The 22,836-nt window shown below is 43.2% G+C and carries 23 protein-coding genes; 12 read left to right on the top strand and 11 right to left on the bottom strand.

Annotated elements, in window-relative coordinates; genetic code table 11:
* Window positions 1-12: 12 nt before the first annotated feature.
* The 7 genes from QQL36_RS09325 to QQL36_RS09295 all read right to left on the bottom strand — a co-directional run bounded on the left by QQL36_RS09325 (window position 13) and on the right by QQL36_RS09295 (window position 7,233).
* Window positions 13-513, bottom strand: a complete 501-nt coding sequence (locus QQL36_RS09325; protein ID WP_083724379.1) for an RNA polymerase sigma factor — start codon at window positions 511-513, stop codon at window positions 13-15.
* Between the two features lie 608 nt (window positions 514-1,121).
* Window positions 1,122-1,583, bottom strand: a complete 462-nt coding sequence (gene rpiB / locus QQL36_RS09320; protein ID WP_083724377.1) for a ribose 5-phosphate isomerase B — start codon at window positions 1,581-1,583, stop codon at window positions 1,122-1,124.
* A gap of 36 nt (window positions 1,584-1,619) precedes the next feature.
* Window positions 1,620-2,477 (bottom strand): twin-arginine translocase subunit TatC, encoded by an 858-nt coding sequence (tatC, locus tag QQL36_RS09315; RefSeq protein WP_321569582.1) that lies wholly within the window; start codon window positions 2,475-2,477, stop codon window positions 1,620-1,622.
* Window positions 2,478-3,189: 712 nt separating this feature from the next.
* Window positions 3,190-4,458: a hemolysin family protein gene (locus tag QQL36_RS09310; protein WP_083724373.1), complete on the bottom strand. Its 1,269-nt coding sequence runs from the start codon at window positions 4,456-4,458 to the stop codon at window positions 3,190-3,192.
* Window positions 4,459-4,541: 83 nt separating this feature from the next.
* On the bottom strand, window positions 4,542-5,105 hold the full coding sequence (gene gmk / locus QQL36_RS09305) for a guanylate kinase (RefSeq protein WP_083724371.1): 564 nt from the start codon (window positions 5,103-5,105) through the stop codon (window positions 4,542-4,544).
* A gap of 95 nt (window positions 5,106-5,200) precedes the next feature.
* Complete coding sequence (murA, locus tag QQL36_RS09300) at window positions 5,201-6,514, bottom strand: UDP-N-acetylglucosamine 1-carboxyvinyltransferase (RefSeq protein WP_083724369.1); 1,314 nt, start codon at window positions 6,512-6,514, stop codon at window positions 5,201-5,203.
* Window positions 6,511-7,233 carry a DUF4290 domain-containing protein gene (locus tag QQL36_RS09295; RefSeq protein ID WP_083724367.1) on the bottom strand — a complete coding sequence of 241 codons (723 nt, stop codon included), beginning with the start codon at window positions 7,231-7,233 and terminating at the stop codon, window positions 6,511-6,513. Before QQL36_RS09295 ends, murA begins: the two co-directional genes overlap by 4 nt.
* Before the next feature lie 352 nt (window positions 7,234-7,585).
* Here QQL36_RS09295 and QQL36_RS09290 point away from each other — a divergent pair, with 352 nt between their 5' ends.
* Window positions 7,586-8,338 carry an SDR family NAD(P)-dependent oxidoreductase gene (locus QQL36_RS09290; protein ID WP_083724365.1) on the top strand — a complete coding sequence of 251 codons (753 nt, stop codon included), beginning with the start codon at window positions 7,586-7,588 and terminating at the stop codon, window positions 8,336-8,338.
* A gap of 33 nt (window positions 8,339-8,371) precedes the next feature.
* Here the strand turns inward: QQL36_RS09290 and QQL36_RS09285 are convergent, their stop codons facing one another.
* Together QQL36_RS09285 and QQL36_RS09280 are read right to left on the bottom strand one after the other, a co-directional pair.
* Window positions 8,372-9,292 carry a tryptophan 2,3-dioxygenase family protein gene (locus QQL36_RS09285; RefSeq protein WP_321569581.1) on the bottom strand — a complete coding sequence of 307 codons (921 nt, stop codon included), beginning with the start codon at window positions 9,290-9,292 and terminating at the stop codon, window positions 8,372-8,374.
* Between the two features lie 77 nt (window positions 9,293-9,369).
* Complete coding sequence (locus QQL36_RS09280) at window positions 9,370-9,837, bottom strand: Lrp/AsnC ligand binding domain-containing protein (protein WP_012788686.1); 468 nt, start codon at window positions 9,835-9,837, stop codon at window positions 9,370-9,372.
* 482 nt (window positions 9,838-10,319) lie between these two features.
* Between QQL36_RS09280 and trmB the strand changes: the two genes are divergently transcribed.
* The 6 genes from trmB to QQL36_RS09250 all read left to right on the top strand — a co-directional run bounded on the left by trmB (window position 10,320) and on the right by QQL36_RS09250 (window position 14,987).
* Window positions 10,320-11,027, top strand: coding sequence for a tRNA (guanosine(46)-N7)-methyltransferase TrmB (gene trmB / locus QQL36_RS09275; RefSeq protein ID WP_083723244.1), 708 nt, complete (start codon window positions 10,320-10,322; stop codon window positions 11,025-11,027).
* Window positions 10,999-11,202 (top strand): DUF5522 domain-containing protein, encoded by a 204-nt coding sequence (locus QQL36_RS09270; RefSeq protein WP_083723245.1) that lies wholly within the window; start codon window positions 10,999-11,001, stop codon window positions 11,200-11,202. The genes trmB and QQL36_RS09270 overlap by 29 nt, the downstream gene beginning before the upstream one ends.
* 158 nt (window positions 11,203-11,360) lie before the next feature.
* Window positions 11,361-11,804 carry an IPExxxVDY family protein gene (locus QQL36_RS09265; protein ID WP_083723246.1) on the top strand — a complete coding sequence of 148 codons (444 nt, stop codon included), beginning with the start codon at window positions 11,361-11,363 and terminating at the stop codon, window positions 11,802-11,804.
* An 80-nt stretch (window positions 11,805-11,884) separates the two neighbouring features.
* A complete protein-coding gene (locus tag QQL36_RS09260; RefSeq protein WP_083723247.1) occupies window positions 11,885-12,115 on the top strand; it encodes a 4a-hydroxytetrahydrobiopterin dehydratase in 231 nt (76 codons plus the stop codon).
* 16 nt (window positions 12,116-12,131) lie between these two features.
* Window positions 12,132-14,207 carry a histidine kinase gene (locus QQL36_RS09255; RefSeq protein ID WP_143708854.1) on the top strand — a complete coding sequence of 692 codons (2,076 nt, stop codon included), beginning with the start codon at window positions 12,132-12,134 and terminating at the stop codon, window positions 14,205-14,207.
* Between the two features lie 24 nt (window positions 14,208-14,231).
* Window positions 14,232-14,987 (top strand): LytR/AlgR family response regulator transcription factor, encoded by a 756-nt coding sequence (locus QQL36_RS09250; protein ID WP_321569580.1) that lies wholly within the window; start codon window positions 14,232-14,234, stop codon window positions 14,985-14,987.
* 47 nt (window positions 14,988-15,034) lie between these two features.
* Here the strand turns inward: QQL36_RS09250 and rho are convergent, their stop codons facing one another.
* Window positions 15,035-16,750: a transcription termination factor Rho gene (gene rho / locus QQL36_RS09245; protein ID WP_235643711.1), complete on the bottom strand. Its 1,716-nt coding sequence runs from the start codon at window positions 16,748-16,750 to the stop codon at window positions 15,035-15,037.
* Window positions 16,751-17,231: 481 nt separating this feature from the next.
* Between rho and asnS the strand changes: the two genes are divergently transcribed.
* From asnS to chrA, 4 genes are all read left to right on the top strand, one after another.
* On the top strand, window positions 17,232-18,671 hold the full coding sequence (asnS, locus tag QQL36_RS09240; RefSeq protein ID WP_321569579.1) for an asparagine--tRNA ligase: 1,440 nt from the start codon (window positions 17,232-17,234) through the stop codon (window positions 18,669-18,671).
* Between the two features lie 102 nt (window positions 18,672-18,773).
* Window positions 18,774-19,280 (top strand): ExbD/TolR family protein, encoded by a 507-nt coding sequence (locus tag QQL36_RS09235; protein ID WP_083723355.1) that lies wholly within the window; start codon window positions 18,774-18,776, stop codon window positions 19,278-19,280.
* Between the two features lie 38 nt (window positions 19,281-19,318).
* A complete protein-coding gene (locus QQL36_RS09230; RefSeq protein WP_083723252.1) occupies window positions 19,319-20,275 on the top strand; it encodes an isopenicillin N synthase family dioxygenase in 957 nt (318 codons plus the stop codon).
* Window positions 20,276-20,422: 147 nt separating this feature from the next.
* On the top strand, window positions 20,423-21,616 hold the full coding sequence (gene chrA / locus QQL36_RS09225; RefSeq protein WP_321569578.1) for a chromate efflux transporter: 1,194 nt from the start codon (window positions 20,423-20,425) through the stop codon (window positions 21,614-21,616).
* 7 nt (window positions 21,617-21,623) lie between these two features.
* Here chrA and QQL36_RS09220 read toward each other — a convergent pair whose 3' ends face one another.
* Window positions 21,624-22,397 carry a Ku protein gene (locus QQL36_RS09220; protein ID WP_083723254.1) on the bottom strand — a complete coding sequence of 258 codons (774 nt, stop codon included), beginning with the start codon at window positions 22,395-22,397 and terminating at the stop codon, window positions 21,624-21,626.
* An 85-nt stretch (window positions 22,398-22,482) separates the two neighbouring features.
* On the opposite strand from QQL36_RS09220, the gene QQL36_RS09215 reads away from it, so the two are divergent.
* Window positions 22,483-22,830, top strand: coding sequence for a hypothetical protein (locus QQL36_RS09215; RefSeq protein WP_083723255.1), 348 nt, complete (start codon window positions 22,483-22,485; stop codon window positions 22,828-22,830).
* Window positions 22,831-22,836 lie beyond the last annotated feature (6 nt).

The raw sequence follows: 22,836 nt of genomic DNA, 5'->3' as shown, positions 1-22,836 counted from the left end.
GTAATAAAAAGATTAGAAGCGTACGATCCTTGACTTCAGCATTTTTCTGGCAAAGTGGATGCGGCTTTTCACGGTACCCAATGGTTCATTGAGCATGGCTGCAATTTCATAATACTTATAACCTTCGAAGTAAAGCATGAATGGTTGTTTGAATATTACAGGCAGATTGTACACTGCTGAGTGAACATCCTTGATACGCAGGTTTGTTTCGGCAGCATTACCAATGGTAGGAATCTGCTGATGCATGAGGAACTCACCTGCGGAATTGTCAAGCAGACGAAACTGTCTATTGCCACGACGATAATTGTTGATAAAGATATTGCGCATGATAGTGTAGAGCCAGGCGCGGATATTGGTACCTGCAAGGTATTTATCGCGATTGGCGAGTGCGCGGAAAAGTGTTTCCTGGTAAAGGTCTTTTGCTGATTCGGAATCCTTAGTGAGGGTAACAGCATACGGTCTCAGGAAATCGGCATTTCCGAGTAAAAGTGCGTTAAATTCTGTCGAAGACATATTTGTGAAGTTTAAGCATCTGAAAAAAATGTTGTTTCAGCTGATAAACCGGATTGAAGGAAAACACATATTACCAGTATGGGATAAAGTGAATATCGCTGCTTACTCTAAATCCGGATGGGGTTGCATCACATTTTATTCAGATCATGTATCCCCGCAATTCACAAATGATGTCGTTGCGCTATTACGACGAATAATAGTGGTTAGGCGCCGGCGTACAATAATAGTAGCAGGTGTTTCCATGGTGGTAAAATTTTACTGGTGACTAATTATGGGGGTTTTGGTTTGCAATACTCTTGTCTAAAAATAATTCCTTGTGCGATGTTAAATACCGGACGTGACAATGCTTGTTCTCGATAGTATGGAGTAGTCGTAGGTATTTACTAAAGCACGCTATGTACAGATTGGATTCTAATATAAAATGACACTCAAGTGACTGACTCTTAACACAATTTAACAAAACAATTTATTATTGCCAAAATAATTATATGCTCAGAATGAGGTTGTTATTTACGTTTTTGGGGTATTACTTTCTGCCTTCGATTGCAATAAAAGAAAGGCGCTGTTGCATATGCAACAGCGCCTTTCTTTTATTCATCAAGCACCTGTTATAAGCAGGCGATTTTTCTAACTCTGGTTTCATGTCTGCCACCTTCAAATGGGGTGTTAATGAATACGTCTACCATTTGTTTTGCCACTGCATCATCTACAAAGCGGGCAGGTACGCACAACACATTTGCATTGTTATGACAGCGGGACAGGCGGGACAGTTCTTCGCCCCAACAGATCGCTGCACGAATACCCTGGTGCTTATTAGCTGTAATTGCTACGCCATTACCACTACCACACACAAGTATACCAAACGCTGCCTGCTCTCTTTCTACCAGTGTCGCTACGGGATGAGCGAAGTCGGGATAATCGGCTGATTCACTCGAGAATGCACCGACATCCTTTACCTGTAAACCTTTTGCTTCCAGGTATGAAATAATTTCTTCCTTGTAGTCGAAGCCAGCGTGATCAGAGCCGATGGCTATTGGCAATGACAAATTGAATGTTGTTTGTTGTGACATAAAAAAACTTTTAAACAGTGAAACCGTTACGCTTTATCAGGACCACTCTTCTATTTCCGGTTCTTTTTCTTTATCGTCCATACCTTTCAGTGCTCTAACAGATATATAGATACTGATTTCATACAGCAAATATAAAGGTGTAAATACGATCAGCTGGTCAATTACGTCAGGAGGAGTGATCACCGCTGCCAGTACCAGTATTACCACGATAGCGTGACGACGGTAGGTGCGCAGGAAAGTAGGTGTAATCAACCCGATCTTGGTAAGGAAGAAGATGAGTACAGGCAATTCAAATAATACACCCATACCAATTACGATCTGGGTCATCAAATCGAAGTAGTCATCTATGAAAAACTGATTGACAGCTTTGGTCGTTACGGTATAGCCAGCCAGGAAGTTAATCGTAAAAGGCGCCATCAGGAAATAACTGAAGCAGATCCCTAAGAAGAACTGGAAGGATACCCAGAAGATAATACCTTTTGCTCCTTTCACTTCTCTTTCTTTAAGCGCCGGTTTTACAAAGCGCCAGAATTCCCAGAAGATATAAGGGAAGCCTAATACCAGGCCGACAATAAACGCCAGCTTGAACTGGAGCATGATCTGCCCCGTCAGGATATGGTTCTGAAATACTATATCCACCGGGGTAATACAGAGCTTATCTCCCAGCCCGGTTGCGTGGCTAATTTTACACAGTGCGATATAGGAAGGAAAATCTTTATTGGTAGGCCCAAAAACAATTCTATCCAGTATTTCATTTGTATATACCCAACCGATGATACCACACACCACAATTGCTACAGCAGCGCGGAACAGATGCCCTCTTAGTTCATCCAGGTGGTCAAAGAAAGTCATCTCCGCTTTCTCATTGTTATTTGCAAAAAGTTTCTTGAACATATCTGTTATCAGGCTGAGTTAAACATTATTTCCTAAGGAGCACAAATATAGCTGTTGCCTGGAAGAAAACAGAGTAATACAGATGGTTTTAATGTGATTTAAATGCAGGAGTGGATAAGTGATAATTAATAAGGTATAGTCTGGCAGGGAAGTTGATATTAGGTTAACGATTTAGCAGTACAAGAGGAAAAAGTACTTAAAAAAAGAGAGCCAGCCCGAGAAGAATCAAGAGCCGGCCTTTCATCCATTGTTTGTTAACCCCAAAAAAGTTGAATTCGAGAATGTCTTTAGTTTCCAGTGTCACTTCCTATTCGATTGATGGCAAGCTTTCAAAATAGTCCGTGTTTCTGGTCACTTTTAAATTTCTATTACAAAAATAGTAAAGAATTATGTTATTATCAATGTTGTAACAATTTTTTTTACATCCTTTTAACAAAAATCAAATCATTGTGTTACATCATCTGTAGCAAATGTATAAAATTCGTGTTAATTCCCTACTACTTTTTTTAAATCGTTTTAGCAGGTCAGATGCTTAATGACTATGCAAATATATTAAAAAAAATATCACAATATCAATACCTGATTTCTTTTCTTTTATAAAAAACTAGTAAGTTCTCCTAAATACCTGACAAATAAGCAACTAAAAATGAAGTTCTTTTCAAAAAAAGCCGTCATTTTATCCAAATGTGGATAAGTATATGATCCTCTATACTTAACCGAGTACCTTCATCTTAATCATTTCGATGCGTGTCTCAGTTACATTAATTATTTCGAACTCATAATCGTTGATAATAATGCGTTCTTTTTGACGCGGAATTGTCTCGTGATGATTAATGATATAACCTGACAGGGTCTCACTTTCATCTTCAGGAAAATCAAATCCATATTTTTCGTTGAGATAGTCGAGTTCCAGACGACCGGAGAAAATGTATTCTTTTTCTGCAATCTGTTTGTCTACAAACTCTTCCTCATCGTGTTCATCCTTGATTTCCCCGAATATTTCCTCGAGTACATCTTCGATGGTCACAATACCAGCGGTACCTCCAAATTCATCTACTACCCAGGCAATGCTTTTGCGCTCTTTATTGAACTTGCCCAACAGGTCGATGGCACTCATCGTCTCAGGTACAGCCAGGATCGGGTGCAGGATGGCCTGTATATCAGCAGGGCCTTTGAACATATCCAACTGGTGAATATAACCGAGTATATTATCGATGGTGTTTTCGTAAATGATGACCTTAGACAGCTTGGTGTCCATAAACTTGCGCTGTGCCTGTGCAATAGGACTATTTATTTCCAGGGCCTCTATTTCCTTGCGGGGAATGAGACAACCACGGATCTTGACATGTGCGAGAGACAGGGCATTTTCGAACAACTCGGTATTCAGCTCCTGGTTTTCGGTCACATGTTGTTGCGACTGGCGTATAAAATGTTCCACATCTACACGAGGGAAAGAGGTAGCGGTTTCTATAATTCTGACGTTAAAAAGATATTTCAGTATCCATTCAGATACTGATACGAGCAGACTACCTACTACAAACAGTGGTTTTGAAATCACTGATATAGGCAGGGCAAAGAAACTGAGCAGTCCTTCCGGCCGGGAGCGGAATATAGCACGAGGCAGGAAGAAACCGAATGTAAGTAATATCAGGGTCGCCAGGAGCACTTCCATTAATAGTAACAAGGGCTGATAGCTGGTACTTTCCTGTGGGGAGAGCACTTTGTTCCAAAGGGGCTGAAAGAATCCGGCGAACAGAATGCCATAGATAACGATCGTAATCGTAAGGCCCAGCAGGCTGGTAGCCAGGAAACGGGAGGGGTTATCATTAAAACTGGCAAGGATCTTTCCGGTAGCGCGGCCTTGTTTCTTCTTGAGCTCAATGCTAAGTTTATTCACATTGGCGAAGGCTGTTTCCAGCCCTGCGAAGAAACCTGCCAGCAATACCAGGAATGCCAGTATCGGGAGTGTATAAGTATCCATATGTAACAAAAATAAAGAATTCCTGACTGCAAATAGTATGCAGATAATTTGGGAAAGGGGCCTTGCGGCCCCCAACAATACAATTATTTTAAAAAGGCCTCTACCAGCGCTTTTACTTCTGCATAAGCGATCGGCAATTTATCATTGATCACAATTTCATCAAACTGATGCGAGAAAGAAAGCTCATAACGGGCTTTACCTAATCTTTCCTCCAGCGAAGCCTGGGTTTCTGTACCACGCTCACTCAGGCGAACCCGGAGGGCATCGAGTGTAGGGGGTTGAATAAAGATAGTCAACGCTGCTTCCTGGTAATGTTCCTTGATACTCAGGGCTCCCTTTACATCAATGTCTACCATTGGAGTCTGCCCATTGTGCCAGATGCGTTCCAGCTCTGACTTCAATGTGCCGTAATACTTACCGGCATACACCATTTCATACTCGGCAAATGCATGTGCCTCTATCTTATCATGAAAATCTTCCTGTGTCAGGAAATAATAATCTTTTCCATTCACTTCCTGCTCTCTCGCTATACGTGTAGTTGCAGAAATGGAAAATGCCAGCTGCGGCATCTCTGATAACAGTTGCTTAACGATGGTGGTTTTTCCTGCTCCGGAAGGGGCGGTGATAATAATGATCTTATTAGCCATAATATAGTTTCCTGATTAAAATTAAGCCATAAGCAGCAGGAGTTGGTCTCTTGAAGCTTATGGCTTATAAATATTCTGCGTACAGCTAATTGTACTTATACTCTCTTGATATCTGCCCCCAGCTTACGCAGGCGCTCATCGATGTACTGATATCCGCGATCGATCTGCTCAATATTCTGGATAGTACTCTTACCTTCTGCACTTAGTGCAGCTATAAGCAGAGATACACCCGCCCTGATATCAGGTGATGACATGGTAATACCTCTCAGTTTATGCTGACGGCCCAGGCCTATCACCACTGCACGGTGAGGATCACAAAGTACGATCTGTGCACCCATATCGATCAGCTTGTCCACAAAGAACAAACGGCTTTCAAACATCTTCTGATGGATCATCACACTCCCTGATGCCTGTGTGGCAACCACGAGTACGATACTCAGCAGGTCTGGCGTAAAGCCTGGCCATGGGTGGTCAGAGATAGTGAGGATAGATCCATCCAGGAAAGTCTGGATTTCATATTTGTCCTGTGCAGGAATATAGATATCATCACCCTGGATCTCCAGCTGAATACCCAGTTGACGGAACTTTTCAGGAATAATACCCAGGTGCTGCACACCGGCACCTTTGATCGTGATTTCGCTTTGGGTCATTGCTGCCAGACCAATGAAGGAACCGATCTCAATCATATCAGGCAGCATACGATGGCTGCAGCCTTTGAGAGAAGTGACCCCTTCGATGGTAAGGAGGTTAGATCCTACTCCACTGATCTTAGCACCCATGCTGTTCAGCATTTTTGATAGCTGTTGCAGGTAAGGTTCGCAGGCAGCATTATAGATGGTGGTTGTACCATTTGCCATCACAGCTGCCATTACGATATTGGCTGTACCTGTTACTGAAGGCTCGTCCAGGAGCATGTATGTACCTTTCAGGCCACTATCGCCAGCTTCAAGTCTGAAGTAATTATCATCATTATCATATACGAACTGAGCACCCAGTTTTTCGAACCCAATAATATGGGTATCGAGACGGCGGCGACCTATTTTATCACCTCCGGGTTTAGGGATATAGGCTTTGCCAAAGCGGGCCAGTAATGGACCAGCTATCATGACAGAACCTCTCAGTCGTCCTGATTTCTTTTTGAATTCCGCACTTTCCAGATAAGGAAGGTTGATCTGATCAGCCTGAAATTCGCAGGTGTCACGGCTAATCCTGTTAATTTTCACCCCCATATCACCCAACAACTCGATCAGAAGGTTTACATCCAGGATGTCCGGGATATTGCTGATAGTCACCTTTTCGGGAGTTAGTAAAACAGCACTGACAATCTGTAAAGCTTCGTTTTTGGCACCCTGGGGCACAATTTCCCCCTTCAGTCGGTTGCCACCTCTTACTTCAAAAGCACTACTCACTTGTTCCTGTTTTTATATTTTTGGTTCTTATTGTTGTTGTTTTTAGTTTTTCCGCCTTTGAAGTTATTCTGCTGCGAGAAATTGCGTTTCTTGTTACTACTGCCTGCATTATTGCTGGAAGTACGAACAAATTCAGCATTAGTATTAAAGTTCGGACTCGTTGCAGCGATGACTGCACTCGCATGTGCCGCAGTATTGAAACCTGGGTGAAACTCCAGCTGACCGTTAGTGATACCAGTGAGCTCCGCTTTGATAGCATCGTCATGGACACTTTCCTTATGCCAGTTGCTATAGGCCAGTTTCATGTAGTTACCAATACATTGTGTAAACCCATCCTTCTTTTCCTGATTGTCTTCGGCGATGGCCTTATCAATGACCATCTCCAGATTTTTACCAAAGTGACGATTGCGGGGATACTTTTTAGGGTAAGGCAGTCTTTCTGGTCTTGCTTTCAGGGTTTCGCGCGTAGGAATGGGGTAAGGTGATTCTACTTCTAATCTGAAATCGGAGATAAGAAACAGGTGATCCCATAACTTATGCCGGAAGTCTTCAACATTGCGGAGGTGGGGGTTGAGCGTGCCCATAAGCTCGATAAGCGCCATTGCATTGGCCTGGCGGTGATCTGGGTCTTGTATGTTCAGAACGTACTCTATCATCTTTTGGATGTTACGTCCATACTCCTTCATAATCAAATGGTTACGGGTGGTATTGTATTCCATATCACAATTTAAAAAATACTAATGTAGTCTTGCTTGAAAGGTAAGTTTGTGCTTTGCGCATTCACAAATGCAAAAGTGCTAAAGGAGAACATTTTTAATTTTTGTACCCTGGGCTCTGGCTAAAGCCGGGATGGCTTTTTTCATGTGAAAGCAAACCGTTCTATGCAAACTTATGAAAAATAGTTTAATTGTACGATAGCTGAGAGTTTCGTTGAGAATTAGTTTAACGTTTTGTATAGAAACACCGGGCCCTGCCAATCCCGATGTTAAATCTTTCCCAACTTCAATATTACTTCAACATCCGGGCCTTAAATTTGTTGTTACAACACGTATTCTTCAAAAATTATATTTTATGGGAGCACTGAACAACAAAGTTGCGCTTGTAACAGGCGCAGGATCAGGCATTGGCGAAGCAATCGCGATCGTTTATGCCAGGGAAGGAGCTAAGGTCGTCGTTTCGGATTTAAATGAAAAGGGTGGAAATGAAGTAGTGGATACCATCAAAAAAAATGGCGGAGATGCCATCTTTATTAAAGCAGACGCAGGAAATGCGGAACAGTGGAACGATCTGATTAAACAGATCAAATCTCATTATGGCAAGCTGGACATTGCCTGCAACAATGCCGGAATTGGTGGCAAACCCGCTCCGGTAGGCGAGTATGACATTGCAGAATGGGAAAAAGTGATTGGTGTGAACCTGAATGGGGTATTTTATGGTATGCGATCGCAAATTCAGGCAATGCTGGAAAATGGTGGTGGCGTAATCGTGAACATAGCTTCTATTCTGGGCGCTGTAGGCTTTGCCCAGTCGTCTGCTTATGTAGCCGCTAAACATGGAGTAGTAGGTCTGACACAGAATGCAGCGATCGAGTATGCACAGCAAAACATTCGTGTCAATGCTGTAGGCCCAGCTTTCATTCATACGCCGCTTTTAGGCAAAAACATGACACAGGAAGCAATCGATCAGCTGGCAGCTTTACACCCTGTAGGCCGGTTAGGTCAACCTGAAGAAGTTGCGGAACTGGTGCTGTTCCTGAGCAGCCCGGCCGCTTCATTCGTGACCGGATCTTATTATCCGGTGGATGGCGGTTATCTCGCACGATAAAAAAAGGCCGCAATTATAAGTTGCGGCCTTTTTTTATAATTCCTTTCCCCAGTTGTCCATTTCTTCTTCTGTCCATAATTCCGGGAAGAAAACAATACGTTTATTGCGGGGAGGCAGGTATTTCTGCCAGTTAGTTCCACCAGTAGCAGCTATATCTTCCGGCTTGCGGTTCAGGTAGCGCACAGCTGATTTATAGTGCATGAGTGGCCAGCGAACATTGATATTCGTATCATACTCCTTCAACAGCGGTATGAGCTCCTGCTGGTCTTCCGGAGACAACCGGCGATACTGTGCCTGTATGTTATTATCCTTGTAACGAGTGGCCAGTTGCAGGAACTCGTTCATGTATTTCAACTCAAACTGCCTGAGGGTAAGGGTTTTCTTACCTGTAGACAATTCAGTAGCCCCACTTCGCCAGTAGATCTTTTCCAGTACCTGATCCAACTCAGTTTCTTTTAGGTCCGCGCGCTGTGGTTGATAGACCAGGTTGACCAGGTTTGTGGAGCAGATCTCAATTTTCCTGAATTGGCCACTCTGGAAGCCGGAAGCCGGTAACAGGGCCATTCGGAACTGCAGGAACTGATCTTTGTCCATACCATCTACCATGATCTCAAAAGAGTTGATCAGGTTACGGAAGTAATTGTTGATCCTTTTGAGTTGTGTTTGAAAGCCTGCTACAGTCAGCGTTGGTGCAAAGCTGATTTGCTCAATAGCCTGGAGCGCGAGTTTAAAATACAGTTCAGTGATCTGGTGATAAATGATAAAGATGTTCTCATCCGGGATGGGGGTACGGGGATGCTGAAGGTTAAGTAGAACGTCGAGCTGGATATAATCCCAATAGGTGAGGTAATCTGCATAGAGCAGCCCATCCAGATAGGAAGACAGGTCCTGGCCCATAGCAGCATACTTCTCTTCAAGACGCTTGATCTTGTCAGTAATTTCTGTTGTAACCATAAATATGTATATGAATTTAGAAGTCCCCTCCCCTGCCTTTTACAGCTGACGGGAAGGGGAAAATATCATGGGGCTGCCTATTCCACAACGTTGATCGTTCTATAAAAGCTTTCTTCCAGAGAAATTAATGTCTCGGTGCGTTCAATGCCTTTGATCTTCTGTAATTCATCATGGAGTATGCGGCGAAGTTGTGTAATGTCTTTACAGATTATCTCTGCAAACATGCTATAGCTACCAGTTGTATAGTTCAAGCGTACCATTTCAGGTATCTTACGCAATTCCTTGGCCACAGTGTCGTACATGGAGCTTTTTTCAAGGTAAATACCGATAAAAGCAATTACGTCGTAGCCGATCATTTTTAAATCTACGTGTAATTTTGTACCTTTAACGATACCCAGTTCTTGTAGCTTCTTCATTCTAACGTGGATCGTGCCACCGGAAACGAAAAGCTTCTTTCCGAGGTCAGCGTAGGAGATTTCTGCATTATGCATCATTTCACTGATGATCTGCAAATCGAGTTTGTCAATATTCAAATTGTGGCTCATTTTTACAATTTGTTTTTGAATGCATTAAAATTACATGCAAATATTTGAAAAATATCGAATTTTCAAAAATTTTTCTTAAAAAATTTGCAAGAAAACCGTTATGTCTTTAGATTTGCATCATAATAATCATTCAAAACAACGCCGACGTCAAATAAACGGGGCCGGAATTGAAAAAAAGAGAGTGAGAAGTTCTTAAATATTGTGGGGTGATGAAATTTGGCAGACATGCCCTCTTGTCTCGGGGGTTGGGAGTCCAGGATAAACACAGCATAATGGGTTGACCACTAATCTTATTTGTGCTGCGGCTAACTGCCCAGTGGAGGTTCGAGCCCTCCCCCTACAGCCTTGGTTTAAAGCTGTTCCGTTCACGCGGGACAGCTTTTTTGTTTTTAGGCCCTTTAGAGCCAGCCGCTGGCCTTTCTACTCCTTTTTATATCTTCTGCCGAAGGCAGATACAGTTAATCTATTATTTTTGCACCCAAATGGGACAAAAAAAATTACAACGTTTCGCCGAAATTGAGACATTCCCGAATGTACTGATCTATCCGGAAGGCATGCCGGGCCAGTGGCAGTCATTCTATAAGAATACCAATCCCCTGACACTGGAACTTGCCTGTGGCAAGGGAGATTATACTATTGGGCTCGCCAGACGCTTCCCGGAAAGAAACTTCCTGGGGGTAGACCTGAAAGGTAACCGCATATGGAGAGGTGCCAAGACTGCTATTGATGAGAATATCAATAACACCGCCTTCCTCCGTACCCAGATCGATAAGCTCAACAATTATTTCGTGCCGGGAGAAATCAGTGAAATCTGGATCACCTTCCCTGATCCATTTCTTCGTCAGTCCAAATCAAAGAAAAGACTGACCCATCCTAAGTTTTTACAATTATATCAACCACTCCTGGCGCCAGGTGGCACCATCAATCTGAAAACAGACTCCCCGGAGCTGTACGCCTTTACCCAGGAAGTGATCGAACATAGTGGCTGTACTTTAATAGAAGACATTCCCGATATTTATTCTTTAGGTGAAGTACCTGCCCTTTTACAAATTCAGACGTATTACGAAAAAATGCACCTGGAGAACGGCAGAACCATCCGCTATCTCAAATTCAGACTACCGGAACAACCGATGGACTGGAAGTCTATAAAATTACCATCTGATGCAACCCCAGCTGAAGGAGGGAATTGATTTTTACTATAATGAAGATGGGTATGTAGTACTTACAGCCGCTTTCCTCCTAAAAAGAGGATATTGCTGCGGCAATGGATGCAGACACTGCCCATACGATTACGAAAAAGTACCGGAACCCCGCAGAAATGATCTGCTCGCTGCCCGGAAGTTAAATAATGAAGAAAAAGGCTGACCTCGACAGTCTTTTTCTTTTATTGGCACGGAAAGTGCCCGATAAGTGTGACAAATCCGTAACCTTAAAAGGTGTACATTGGCGTCCGCCGGGAAAAATGGTTTATAACAATGAGAGACGCTGTTGAACATCAACCTTCTACTAGTCAACCTACTAGCATGTCAGTACTCAAATTAAAACTGGATCAGGACCAATTAGTGGAAGATTTCTTCGAGTCGACCCATCTGATTGGCATCGTGTCTTCTGCGCGGGATTATCAGGTGTGCTGGCAGGTAAATCGGGATCTGCACTACGACTTCAGAGTTAACAATTCTCTGGAGATCAACCTGACTAAAAATCAGCGGTCGTTTTACTTCAGTGTGTTTGAATTTGAAGAACCGACCAAATCGGCGGCACATTATTTTTATAATAATCACTGCCAGGCTGAATTCCTGCTCCCTGAGCTAAAAAATGTAGATTATCTCTGGTTGATTAAAGGAGATTACTACCAGCTGCAGGATGTCAAAAAATTAATCGGACAATTACGTCATGTAGAGCCAGTACAATTAGTATCTTTATTGGATATTAGAAAGCTCGAAAATAAGATGAACCTCATCTTTTAACCGGAAATTACCGGGTTTCCTCACCGAATCACACTATTGCATGAACACTTTAATTGTTTCATGATTAAAATCTTTTTGTTATGTGGCAAGAGAAAAACAATCAATTATATCGTGCCTTTACATTCAAAGACTTTACAGAAGCATTCTCATTTATGACAAAAGTGGCACTGATAGCTGAAAAAATGGATCATCACCCCAATTGGAACAATGTCTATAATAAGGTGGAGATTTATCTGAGCACGCATGATGCCGGAGACACCGTCACCGACAAAGACCATGCGCTGGCAAAAGCTATTGATGGTTGCCTATAAATTTTATACTTAAACAGTGATTCGGATCTTTTTCTTATTACTGTTGTTTTGTTACTCCAATAAAGCCCTGGGCAGTTTAACAGCAAAAGACACACTGGCAGCAGATTTTGATAATCTTCCGCCAGCTCTGGATCTGCGGCCCTGGTTGCTGAGCATGGAAGATGTGGGGGAGCAGGTAACACCACAACAGATACCTAATTTGCATTTCAACCACAACGTTTCTCTTTTCCACGACTCAAAAAAGAACAATGGAAAAGGTCACGATTGCTGGCTTCGGCTATCCGTAAAAAATACCGGTAGTGAAGATTCTGTATTGGCCCTCTTTGCAGGGTGGCATGATCATATGTACTGGTACGTACAGGAAGGCCAGCAACTAAAATTGCTGGTTCAGACCGGTATGATGCTGGACAAAGACAACATTCGCCGCTGGGAACATTATGCTTTTCCTGTGAATGTGCCCCCCGGGCAAACACGTACTTTCTATTTACATATCAACAACCAGTTCTTTAACGAGAACCCACTCATGCCTGTATTGTACGACGCTATGCAATACAATAACTTCCGGAACGCTACTGTGGCACACTTCCATAAAGAAGCAGCCATGATCTTTATGCTGCTGGGCATGTTGCTGGTATGTCTTACCATTGCGATCATCAATTATATTCAATTACCGGATCGCTCGTATCTGTATTTTGCTGCATACATGCTGGGGTTAATTTTATTTTTTGCCCTGCGGCTGGATAGTAAACCCTATCAGCTATCCGTATTTTACAGCTGGCCCATGTTGAAATATTACTGGGATGTGCCGGCGCTATTATTCTGTTTTTATCTCATGTACCTGGCCTTTGGAAAATCCTTCCTCAACCTGCAGGAGCGGTATCCCTTTATGGAAAGGTTGTTCAATATATTTGCCTCCTGTATTGGAGGTATTATTATCATTTGTTTTTACTGTATCGCCAGGAGATTGTACCAGGTGCCTGGCATGATCTACAGCTATATATATCTAGCCACTCTCCTCCCCTTGCTGGCGGTATTCGCAGCACTGGCCAAGCGCTCCCGCCATCATCCATTGGTACGGTTTTTCCTCTTTGGATCCCTCTGTTTTTATATGGCCAGCTTTGGCTCCTTCCTCATGCTGATACGTCCTCTGGGACTGCTCAGTGCACTGGGGGAACTGTCTGCCCCTTCGCTGCTCATCATTGTAGGGGTATTGCTGCAATCTATGTTCTTCCTGGCAGGCCTCAGTTATCGCAATAAACTGGTGCACCATGAAAGAACCCGTACACAGGAGCTGCTGATCAAACAGCTGAATAAAAACAAAGAACTTCAGCATAAGCTGAATGAGCAACTGGAAGAACTGGTAAAAGAACAGACGACAGAAATTCTCCGTAAGAAACAGGAGCTGGAAGAACAACGGAAAATACACCTGGAAACTGAGTACGATAAAAAACTGACGGAGATAGAACTGAAGGCCATCCGCGCGCAGATCAATCCACACTTTATTTTCAATTGTCTCAATTCCATACAGCTGTTTGTCATGCAGCGGGATTATGAATATGCACAGAAGTATTTGTCTGATTTTTCTTACCTGATCAGGAAAACATTAGATTTTTCAAGACGCAATTTCATATCATTAGCAGATGAAATTGCGTATCTGAATACCTACCTGGGTCTTGAAAAGATGCGGTTTGAAAATAAGATGGAATATGAGCTGCAGGTAGATCCGCTCATCGCCACAGCAGAACTGGAAATACCGGCTATGCTGCTACAGCCGTATGTAGAAAATGCGGTAAAATATGGGATGACAAATTCCCGTGACCATATCGGACACTTATTGATACAGTTTAATCAGGTAGCGCCGGACATGCTGGAATGCCTGATTGATGACAACGGTATTGGTATAAACAGGTCTAAGTCCATGCGTACATTGCCGAAGCATCATCAGTCCTCCGGCATGGAGATCAGCTCTAACCGTGCAGAGTTGCTCAACAAGATGTACAACACGGGAATTCACATAGACATCATTGATAAATCGGATAAAAATTCTTTGGAAAGTGGTACTATTGTGCGGATACTTATTCCCCAATTGTAGGCCAACTACTACGCTTTAGACTTTATGATAAAGGCCGTAATTATAGATGACGAGCGCAATAGCCGGGACATCATTTCCCTGATGCTGGAAAAGTATTGTCCTCAGGTAGAAATTGTTGCTACTGCTTCTGACTGTGCTGATGGTATAGCTACCATCCGGGAATTCCAGCCCGAGCTGGTTTTTCTCGACCTTGAAATGCCTGATGGAACCGGGTTTGATGTATTACTGGGCACACAGAACGTACCACTGTTTGAAGCGGTGTTTGTCACTGCATTTGAAAAAAAATTCCTGCATACGATCCGTTTCAGCGAAGTGGAAATTATTTTAAAACCAATAGATCGGGAAAGTCTCACTACAGCCATCGCTATTATCGGTGCACGACTGGCAGCTGGCAAAAGTAAAGACAGATACAAAGTACTGCTGGCTAATTTTAACAAGGGCCGGAATACAAGTCTGGAACTGGTATTGCCACAGTCGGAAGGAGATGATACCACCATCGCTTTATCTGCCATTACTTACCTGGAAGCACTAGGCGATAAGACATTGTTTTACCTGGATGATCATCACCAGGTGCAGGCCAACAGGCCATTCCGATACTATGCAGATCTATTCAGCACCTTACGATTTTACCAGGTCAATAATCTACAGATAGCGCAGATGAGTCAGATCAGCCATGTAAGTACAGAAGGTGGAAATGTAATGATGAGAAATGGTGTGACACTGGAAGTAGCAGAACGACGAAAAAAAGATCTACTCTTACACTTAAAACAGTATAAATAAAAAAGCATCCCGGTTGGGATGCTTTTTTATTTATGGTTGGGAGTTACTTATCCGTTCATAGAGATCAGGAACTCATCATTATTTTTAGTCCCCCTCATGTGCTGTAACATGAAGTGCATGGATTCTTCTGTATTCATATCCGCGAGATGATTGCGGAGAATGTGAAGGCGTTTCAGATGATCCTTATCAAGGAGCAGATCATCACGGCGGGTAGAGGAAGCTGATACATCGATAGCAGGGAAGATACGTCTGTTCGCCAGTTTACGATCCAGTTGTAATTCCATGTTACCGGTACCTTTGAATTCTTCGAAGATCACTTCGTCCATTTTAGAACCAGTATCGATCAGTGCAGTTGCGAGGATGGTCAATGAACCACCATTTTCGATCTTACGGGCTGCACCGAAAAATTGTTTTGGTTTCTGCATAGCGTTTGCTTCCACACCACCACTCAGTACTTTACCTGAAGCAGGAGCTACGGTGTTGTGCGCACGGGCGAGACGGGTGATGGAATCCAGCAGGATCACTACATCATGTCCGCATTCTACCAGGCGTTTTGCTTTTTGCAGTGCGATGGCAGAAACTTTCACGTGCTTTTCAGCTGGTTCATCGAAAGTAGAAGCGATGACTTCTGCTTTTACGCTACGTTCCATATCGGTTACCTCTTCCGGACGCTCATCGATGAGCACTACCATCAGGTAAACTTCAGGGTGATTAGTTGCGATAGCATTTGCTACTTCTTTCAGCAACATGGTTTTACCCACCTTAGGCTGTGCTACGATCAGACCACGCTGACCTTTACCTATAGGGGTAAACATGTCCATGATGCGGGTAGAGTAGTTATTAGAAGTAGTAGTCAATCTTAATTTCTCGAAAGGAAACAGAGGTGTCAGGTAATCGAATGGTACGCGGTCACGTACTTCTTCAGGTGATTTACCATTGATTGTTTCTACTTTCAGGAGAGCGAAGTATTTCTCACCTTCTTTCGGAGGTCTAACGGAACCTTTAACGGTATCGCCTGTTTTGAGACCGAATAATTTGATCTGGGAAGGAGACACGTAAATATCATCAGGAGAGCTGAGATAGTTATAATCAGAGGAGCGGAGGAAACCATAGCCATCAGGCATCATTTCCAGTACACCTTCGCTGAGGATAATACCATCAAATTCTATATTGAAAACAGGTTCTTTCTGCTTGTTGTTGAAACGTTGTTTCTGCGGCACGATAGGCTCTTCCGGCATTACGAAGTCGTCGTCGTCATCCTCTTCTTCCTCGTCGTCTTCTTCATCCTCTTCTACTACTACCTTTTTTGCAGGAGCAGCAACAGGCGCCTTGGTATTAGTAATTACTTCTTCCTCTTCATCCTCTTCGTCTTCAGTAAACTGAGGGATGATTTCATCGTCGTCGTCGTCAAATGTAAGGGAAGGAATACTATCCAGGTCTATATCGAAGTCTTTCTTTTTGGGTTTGGTTTCGGATGCCTTAGGTTCTTCAACTTCTTTAGCTTTATTGAGTGCTCCAGGTTTTCTACCGCGTTTTGGTTTTTCATCTGATGCGGCTTCTGCTACTGGTTCTTCGTGTTCGTCTTCCTTTTTTGTTGATTTCCGTTTACGTGTCTTCTTTTCTTCTCCATTGGCCGGGTTACTTTCTGAGGCCATTACTGCCTGCTTGTCGAGAATTTTGTAGATAAGATCCTGTTTGCTCAGTTTTTTGGCGTTTGGCACATCCAGTTTCTCTGCAATGTCAAGCAGCTCAGGAACGAGCATGTCGTTCAGTTGTAAGATGTCGTACATCATCGTGTGTTGTCAAATTTTAGAAGTGTTGCAAGGTGGGTACCACTACATACCAACATACACCAATTACAAAATAATTGTTTTTTGAGTCCAATAAATTTAATCTGGTTATTAAATCTGATAGGGAATGTTGAGTTTAGGACTGCTGATGAAGATGTGAATTTGAACTTAATCAGACAGATTGTAACGCAAGATTAAAACAACTTTCGCTATTATCCAAAAAAAAAGCAGGTTCCAAAATGCCTGTAATCCGGCCCTGAGGCCCCTTGGAGAGCAGTTTCAGGGAGGAAAACACCGGCCCACAGCCTGTCTTCGGATATGGTCCCACTTATTGCCCGCAACTTTCCTGCCAAATCGGGGATAACAGTATTTTTCCACATTTAACATTTTATTTGGAAAAGGGCGCAGAATCACCCTTATCACTTAAATTTGCAATCCTAAAATTTACATTAATATGAGCCAAAGAACGAAGGTTAAGCAAATCCTGCTTGACGACAAAACAGACTACAACGTAGTGGTAAAAGGCTGGATACGGTCTTTCCGTAACAATCAGTTTATAGCTTTGAACGATGGCTCTACCAATAATAATATCCAGATTGTATTGGATCAGAATTCTGTTTCTGCTGAACTAATCAAGCGCCTGACCACAGGTGCTGCCATCAGCGTATCAGGTACTGTAATTCCATCTCTGGGTAAAGGCCAGCGCGTAGAGATCAAAGCTGTAGAACTGGAAATTCTGGGTGACTGTGATGGTGAGAAATATCCCCTGCAGCTGAAAAACCGCCCGAGCCTGGAATACCTGCGTGAAATTGCACACCTGCGTTTCCGCACCAACACTTTCGGGTCTGTATTCCGCCTGCGTCATGCATTGGCTTTTGCTGTCCACAAATTCTTTAACGAAAAAGGCTTTGTATACCTGCACACGCCTATCATCACTGCATCTGACGCTGAAGGTGCCGGCGAAATGTTTCACGTAAGTACCCTGGATCCTAAAAATCCACCACTGACTGAAGATGGTAACATTGATTATAAAGAAGACTTCTTTGGCAGAGCGACCAATCTGACCGTATCTGGTCAGCTGGAAGGCGAACTGGGAGCAATGGCATTCGGTGATATCTACACCTTTGGCCCTACCTTCCGTGCAGAGAATTCCAATACAGCCCGCCACCTTGCTGAGTTCTGGATGATCGAACCAGAAATGGCTTTCTATGACCTGGAAGACAACATGAACCTGGCAGAGGCTTTCATCAAATCCGTAATTGGCTATGTGCTGGAAAATAACAGGGAAGACCTGGAATTCCTGGCTGCACGCCTTGCTGAGGAAGAAAAACAGAAACCACAGCAGGAAAGAAGTGAAATGGGACTGATCGAAAAACTGGAGTTTGTACTGAACAATGAATTCCAGCGTCTCACTTACACAGAAGCAATTGACATTCTGAAAAACAGTAAGCCAAATAAATCAAAGAAGTTCAACTACCTGATCGAAGAATGGGGTGCAGATCTGCAGAGTGAGCACGAACGTTACCTGGTAGAAAAACACTTTAAGAAACCTGTGATACTCACAGATTATCCTGCGGCTATCAAGGCTTTCTACATGAAGCAGAACGATGACGGCAAAACCGTTAGAGCAATGGATATTCTCTTCCCGGGTATCGGCGAAATCGTAGGTGGCTCTCAGCGTGAAGAAAACTACGACAAGCTGGTAAGACGTATGGAAGAAATGAAACTGCCAGTAGAAGAAATGAGCTGGTACCTGGATACAAGACGCTATGGTAGTGCTCCGCATGCAGGTTTCGGCTTAGGTTTTGAAAGACTGGTACTGTTTGTAACAGGTATGGGAAATATCAGGGACGTGATTCCTTTCCCAAGAACACCAAAGAGTGCAGAGTTTTAATTTTTAATATACACAATATTTAAAATGGCTCCGGGTGAAAATCCGGAGCCATTTTTTTATGGAATATTGTTACGCCCGCGTCTATATTATAAATCTTTTGTTATGGCTGAAATGAACACCCAATCCCACCCTGGCAAACAAAGAGGTGGCCAGCGCGCTAAGAAACTGAGTACCCGGGTAGATATGACCCCTATGGTAGACCTGGGATTCCTGTTGATCACTTTTTTTATGTTGACCACTACCCTCCTGCAACCAAAAACCATGGACCTGATCATGCCCCGTGACGACGGTAAACCACAGCCACTGGCCGAAAGTAATGCTATGACCGTATTGCTTGGCGCCAACAATACTGTAAAATATTATGAAGGCATGTATCATCCCGAAGACGTAAAAACCATTACCTATGCGGATATCAGGGATGCAATCATCAAAAAGAAAGAAGAGATCATGAAGAGAACCGGGGACAATAAACTGATGGTACTGATCAAAGCCAACAACGACGCCAACTATAAAAATGTAGTAGATATCATGGACGAAATGCTCATCAACCGCGTAGACCGTTATGCCATGGTAGACATTACGGACGAAGAAAAAGCATTACTGAAATAGTCATTTTCTATACCTTAGTGATGTAAATCGCATTAACTATGGCAACGACACATTCCATCCCTGTTGTAGACCTCGCCGCCTTTACAAAGGGCGACGACACCAGCAAAGCAGCCTTTGTGCAGCAGCTGGGTAAAGCTTATGAGGAAGTAGGATTTGTAGCAGTAAAAAATCACGGTATTCCCGACAAGCTGATTGAAGACCTGTATAAGTATGTACAACAGTTCTTCGCACTACCAGCTGATGTAAAGCGCAGTTACGAAATTCCCGAACTGGCAGGCCAGCGTGGTTATACTTCATTTGGTAAAGAACATGCAAAAGGATTTGACGCGCCTGATCTGAAAGAGTTTTTCCAGTTTGGACAAACTGTAACAGATGGTGATCCGATTGGCAAAGAATATCCGGATAACGTAGCAGTTAAGGAATTGCCTGCTTTCACCCCTACCTGCACAGCTGCTTATAAAGCTTTTGAAACTTCAGGTATATCTCTATTACAGGCTATTGCACTGTACCTGGGTCTGGATGAGCATTACTTCGATCAGTTTGTTCATAATGGTAATTCTATCCTGAGAGCGATCCATTACCCTCCTATTAAAGATGAACCTAAGTCTGCCATCCGCGCAGAACAGCATGAGGATATCAACCTGATCACCCTGCTGGTAGGAGCTTCTGCGGATGGTCTGCAGATCCTGGATAAACAGAATAACTGGGTGCCGGTGACTTCACTGCCTGAGCAAATCGTAGTAAATGTGGGCGATATGCTGCAAAGATTGACGAACAATAAATTAAAGTCTACTACACACCGCGTAGTAAATCCACCTCGTGAATTGTGGGGTACCAGCAGGTTCTCTATTCCATTCTTCCTGCATCCTAAGTCAGAGATGCCGCTGAATTGTCTTGAAAGCACAATAGATGCAGCGCATCCCAGGGAGTATGAACCAATTACCGCCGGTGAGTACCTGGATGAACGATTGAGAGAAATAGGATTGAAGAAATAATTCCCTTTTTAAATAAGCCGACCACCTCTGGCCGGCTTTATTTATGATAATTATCATAGTTAACCCACAAAATCAACCTTTTGTCGCATAAATGTTTGATATCTTCAATATTTTAATGAAATTCGGGCAGCCGTAATTTCCCGCATAGTGTTTCTTCGTCATATTCCGTTCCTGCGGGCTGTTTTTTTACACAGTTTAACAGCCTATGGTGGCCCGCAAGGTCACCTGGCTATGATGTTGAAGACATTCGTGCAGCAAAGAAAAGATGTGACAGAGCAGGAGTTGATGGAATATAATGCGTTCTGTCAGCTGCTCCCCGGAGCTTCTTCTTCCCAGACCCTCACCCTCATCGGCTACAAACGTGGAGGGGTACCACTGGCAGTCGTCACCCTGCTCATATGGATTGCACCAGCCTGTTTCCTGATGGGATCTCTTAGTTTCCTCTTACAATACTTTGATCAGAAAGCCCTGCATACAGACATTTTTAAGTATGTACAACCCATGGCGGTAGGCTTCCTCATTTATGGCAGTTTCCGGGCTTTCAGTATCAGTATCCGTAACCTGGCTACTTTCATCATCATGGTGGTAGCCTTACTCACGGCCATCTACCTGAAGTCTCCATGGACATTCCCCGCACTGATCATCCTTGGTGGTATTGTCTCTAACTTCAGTAACAAGCGTATTCCTGATATTCCTGACCAGCCTAAAAAAATCCAATGGACCAATATCTGGTTGTTTGCCACTCTCTTTATACTCGCAGGTCTATTCTCTGAAGTGGCCCGTACGCACAACTGGATTACCCGTCGTCCGTTCAACCTGTTTGAAAACTTTTATCGTTTCGGCAGCCTTGTATTTGGTGGTGGCGATATATTGATTGCAATGATGCTGGAACAATATGTAACCCGTGCAAAATCGGCATTTATGAGTGCTGAGGAGTTACTGACAGGTGCAGGTATTATGCGGGCCTTGCCAGGACCTACATTCTCTATCACTGCTTATGTGGGGGGAATGGTAATGCGCAACCTGGGACCGGGGTATCAGTTGCTGGGATGTATGCTGGCGCCAATCGCTATCTTTTTACCCAGCTTGCTGCTGGTTTTATTCTTCTTTCCAATCTGGACCAATCTGAAGAAATATGTAGTCATCTATCGTGCATTGGAAGGTATCAATGCCGCTGTGGTAGGTATCATGTGGGCTGCGACCTTCATGTTATTTATGGCCATACCGCACACATGGTACAATATTGCGATCGCCCTGAGCACACTGGCAATATTGGCATTCTCACGTCTCCCCTCTCCATTTATCGTACTTGCCTGTCTGGTACTGGGTTGGTTACTGTAATCAATCATCATGATGCCCGCTTACCTCCACTACCCAGACTGGCTTTCAGCTGACTAAACAGGTCTGTACTCTTTGTATGCACCACTTTCATTTTCTTCACCGCACGCTTCTTACCACTCGCTTTTTGTTTGATAATTTTCAGCAGCTCTGCATGGTATTCGTCTTTGAACTGACTGATGTCAAATTCTGTCGTATAACTTTCAACCAGCTTTACAGCCATATCCAGCTCTTTCTTCTGAATCCTGGTAGCAGGTAATGTCAGCTCCTCAGGTGTGCGAATTTCTTCCTGGAAACGGAGTTGATGCAATAGTAAATAATTATCCCGTGGGCGGATCACTACAATATGCTCACTGGTGCGCAACACAAATCTGCCGATACCGGCTTTTCCTGTTTGTTCCAGCGTTTTCAGCAATAATGCATATGCTTTCGTACCTGATTTTTCCGGTTCTATAAAGTAGGGTGTCTCGAAATAAATATCATCAATCTCAGTTTCCTCTACAAAAGATTCAATGGTGATCATCTTTGTTTTTTCAGGACTTGCCGCCTCGAAATCTTCATCTTCCAGTATAATGTATTCATCATTGTACAGGTATCCTTTTACTATTTTGTCCCATGGTACTTCTTTACCTGTGTCTTCATTTACCCGGTGAAATTTTATGTGTGCCTGATCACGCTTGTCAAGCATATCAAGGTCGAGCCTGCTGTCTTTGACTGCGCTGTACAGTTTCACCGGAATATTGACCAGCCCGAAGCCGATAGTTCCTGACCATATTGCTCTCATAATAATTGATTTATACTTGTATTGGCATCCAAAGGATATGCCATGGCACGGCTTTTGGATTTTTAATCTATAAAAACCTTTGTTTATGGAAAAGCCAGGTGAAATGACAACACTTACCAGAGTGTTAGAAAAATTGCACACTAAGGGTCTGGATCATGAGTTGGTAATGAGTGACCATGGCCGCTTGCAGAATAAAGAAAAACAAAAGATCTACAACCCTGATGAGTTGAAGATCATAAAAACCTACCGATTTGAAGGGGAGTCAGATCCCGGTGATATGTCGGTATTGTATCTCATAGAAGACAAGGAAGGAGAAATTGGGTATGTTCTGGATGCTTATGGGGCTTATAGTACGCACGAAGAATCAGGGTTTGATGAATTTATCCAGAAAATACCGGTAGAGGACAGAGAAGATCAAATGATCTTTGCTTAAATTAAT

The sequence above is a fragment of the Chitinophaga sp. LS1 genome (assembly GCF_034274695.1).
Taxonomy (GTDB): domain Bacteria; phylum Bacteroidota; class Bacteroidia; order Chitinophagales; family Chitinophagaceae; genus Chitinophaga.
This window is presented reverse-complemented; position numbering and strand designations above follow the sequence as displayed.

Coding starts and splice junctions, on each gene's coding strand:
- rho (WP_235643711.1), bottom strand. CDS start 16,750: ATGCTCGTTCCTGAGCTGCTTGACATTGCAGAGAAACTGGATGTGCCA.
- QQL36_RS09250 (WP_321569580.1), top strand. CDS start 14,232: ATGATAAAGGCCGTAATTATAGATGACGAGCGCAATAGCCGGGACATC.
- tatC (WP_321569582.1), bottom strand. CDS start 2,477: ATGTTCAAGAAACTTTTTGCAAATAACAATGAGAAAGCGGAGATGACT.
- QQL36_RS09260 (WP_083723247.1), top strand. CDS start 11,885: ATGTGGCAAGAGAAAAACAATCAATTATATCGTGCCTTTACATTCAAA.
- QQL36_RS09235 (WP_083723355.1), top strand. CDS start 18,774: ATGGCTGAAATGAACACCCAATCCCACCCTGGCAAACAAAGAGGTGGC.
- gmk (WP_083724371.1), bottom strand. CDS start 5,105: ATGGCTAATAAGATCATTATTATCACCGCCCCTTCCGGAGCAGGAAAA.
- trmB (WP_083723244.1), top strand. CDS start 10,320: ATGGGACAAAAAAAATTACAACGTTTCGCCGAAATTGAGACATTCCCG.
- QQL36_RS09270 (WP_083723245.1), top strand. CDS start 10,999: ATGCAACCCCAGCTGAAGGAGGGAATTGATTTTTACTATAATGAAGAT.
- QQL36_RS09265 (WP_083723246.1), top strand. CDS start 11,361: ATGTCAGTACTCAAATTAAAACTGGATCAGGACCAATTAGTGGAAGAT.
- asnS (WP_321569579.1), top strand. CDS start 17,232: ATGAGCCAAAGAACGAAGGTTAAGCAAATCCTGCTTGACGACAAAACA.
- QQL36_RS09220 (WP_083723254.1), bottom strand. CDS start 22,397: ATGAGAGCAATATGGTCAGGAACTATCGGCTTCGGGCTGGTCAATATT.
- QQL36_RS09295 (WP_083724367.1), bottom strand. CDS start 7,233: ATGGAATACAATACCACCCGTAACCATTTGATTATGAAGGAGTATGGA.
- QQL36_RS09285 (WP_321569581.1), bottom strand. CDS start 9,292: ATGGTTACAACAGAAATTACTGACAAGATCAAGCGTCTTGAAGAGAAG.
- QQL36_RS09290 (WP_083724365.1), top strand. CDS start 7,586: ATGGGAGCACTGAACAACAAAGTTGCGCTTGTAACAGGCGCAGGATCA.
- QQL36_RS09280 (WP_012788686.1), bottom strand. CDS start 9,837: ATGAGCCACAATTTGAATATTGACAAACTCGATTTGCAGATCATCAGT.
- QQL36_RS09310 (WP_083724373.1), bottom strand. CDS start 4,458: ATGGATACTTATACACTCCCGATACTGGCATTCCTGGTATTGCTGGCA.
- rpiB (WP_083724377.1), bottom strand. CDS start 1,583: ATGTCACAACAAACAACATTCAATTTGTCATTGCCAATAGCCATCGGC.
- QQL36_RS09230 (WP_083723252.1), top strand. CDS start 19,319: ATGGCAACGACACATTCCATCCCTGTTGTAGACCTCGCCGCCTTTACA.
- QQL36_RS09325 (WP_083724379.1), bottom strand. CDS start 513: ATGTCTTCGACAGAATTTAACGCACTTTTACTCGGAAATGCCGATTTC.
- QQL36_RS09215 (WP_083723255.1), top strand. CDS start 22,483: ATGGAAAAGCCAGGTGAAATGACAACACTTACCAGAGTGTTAGAAAAA.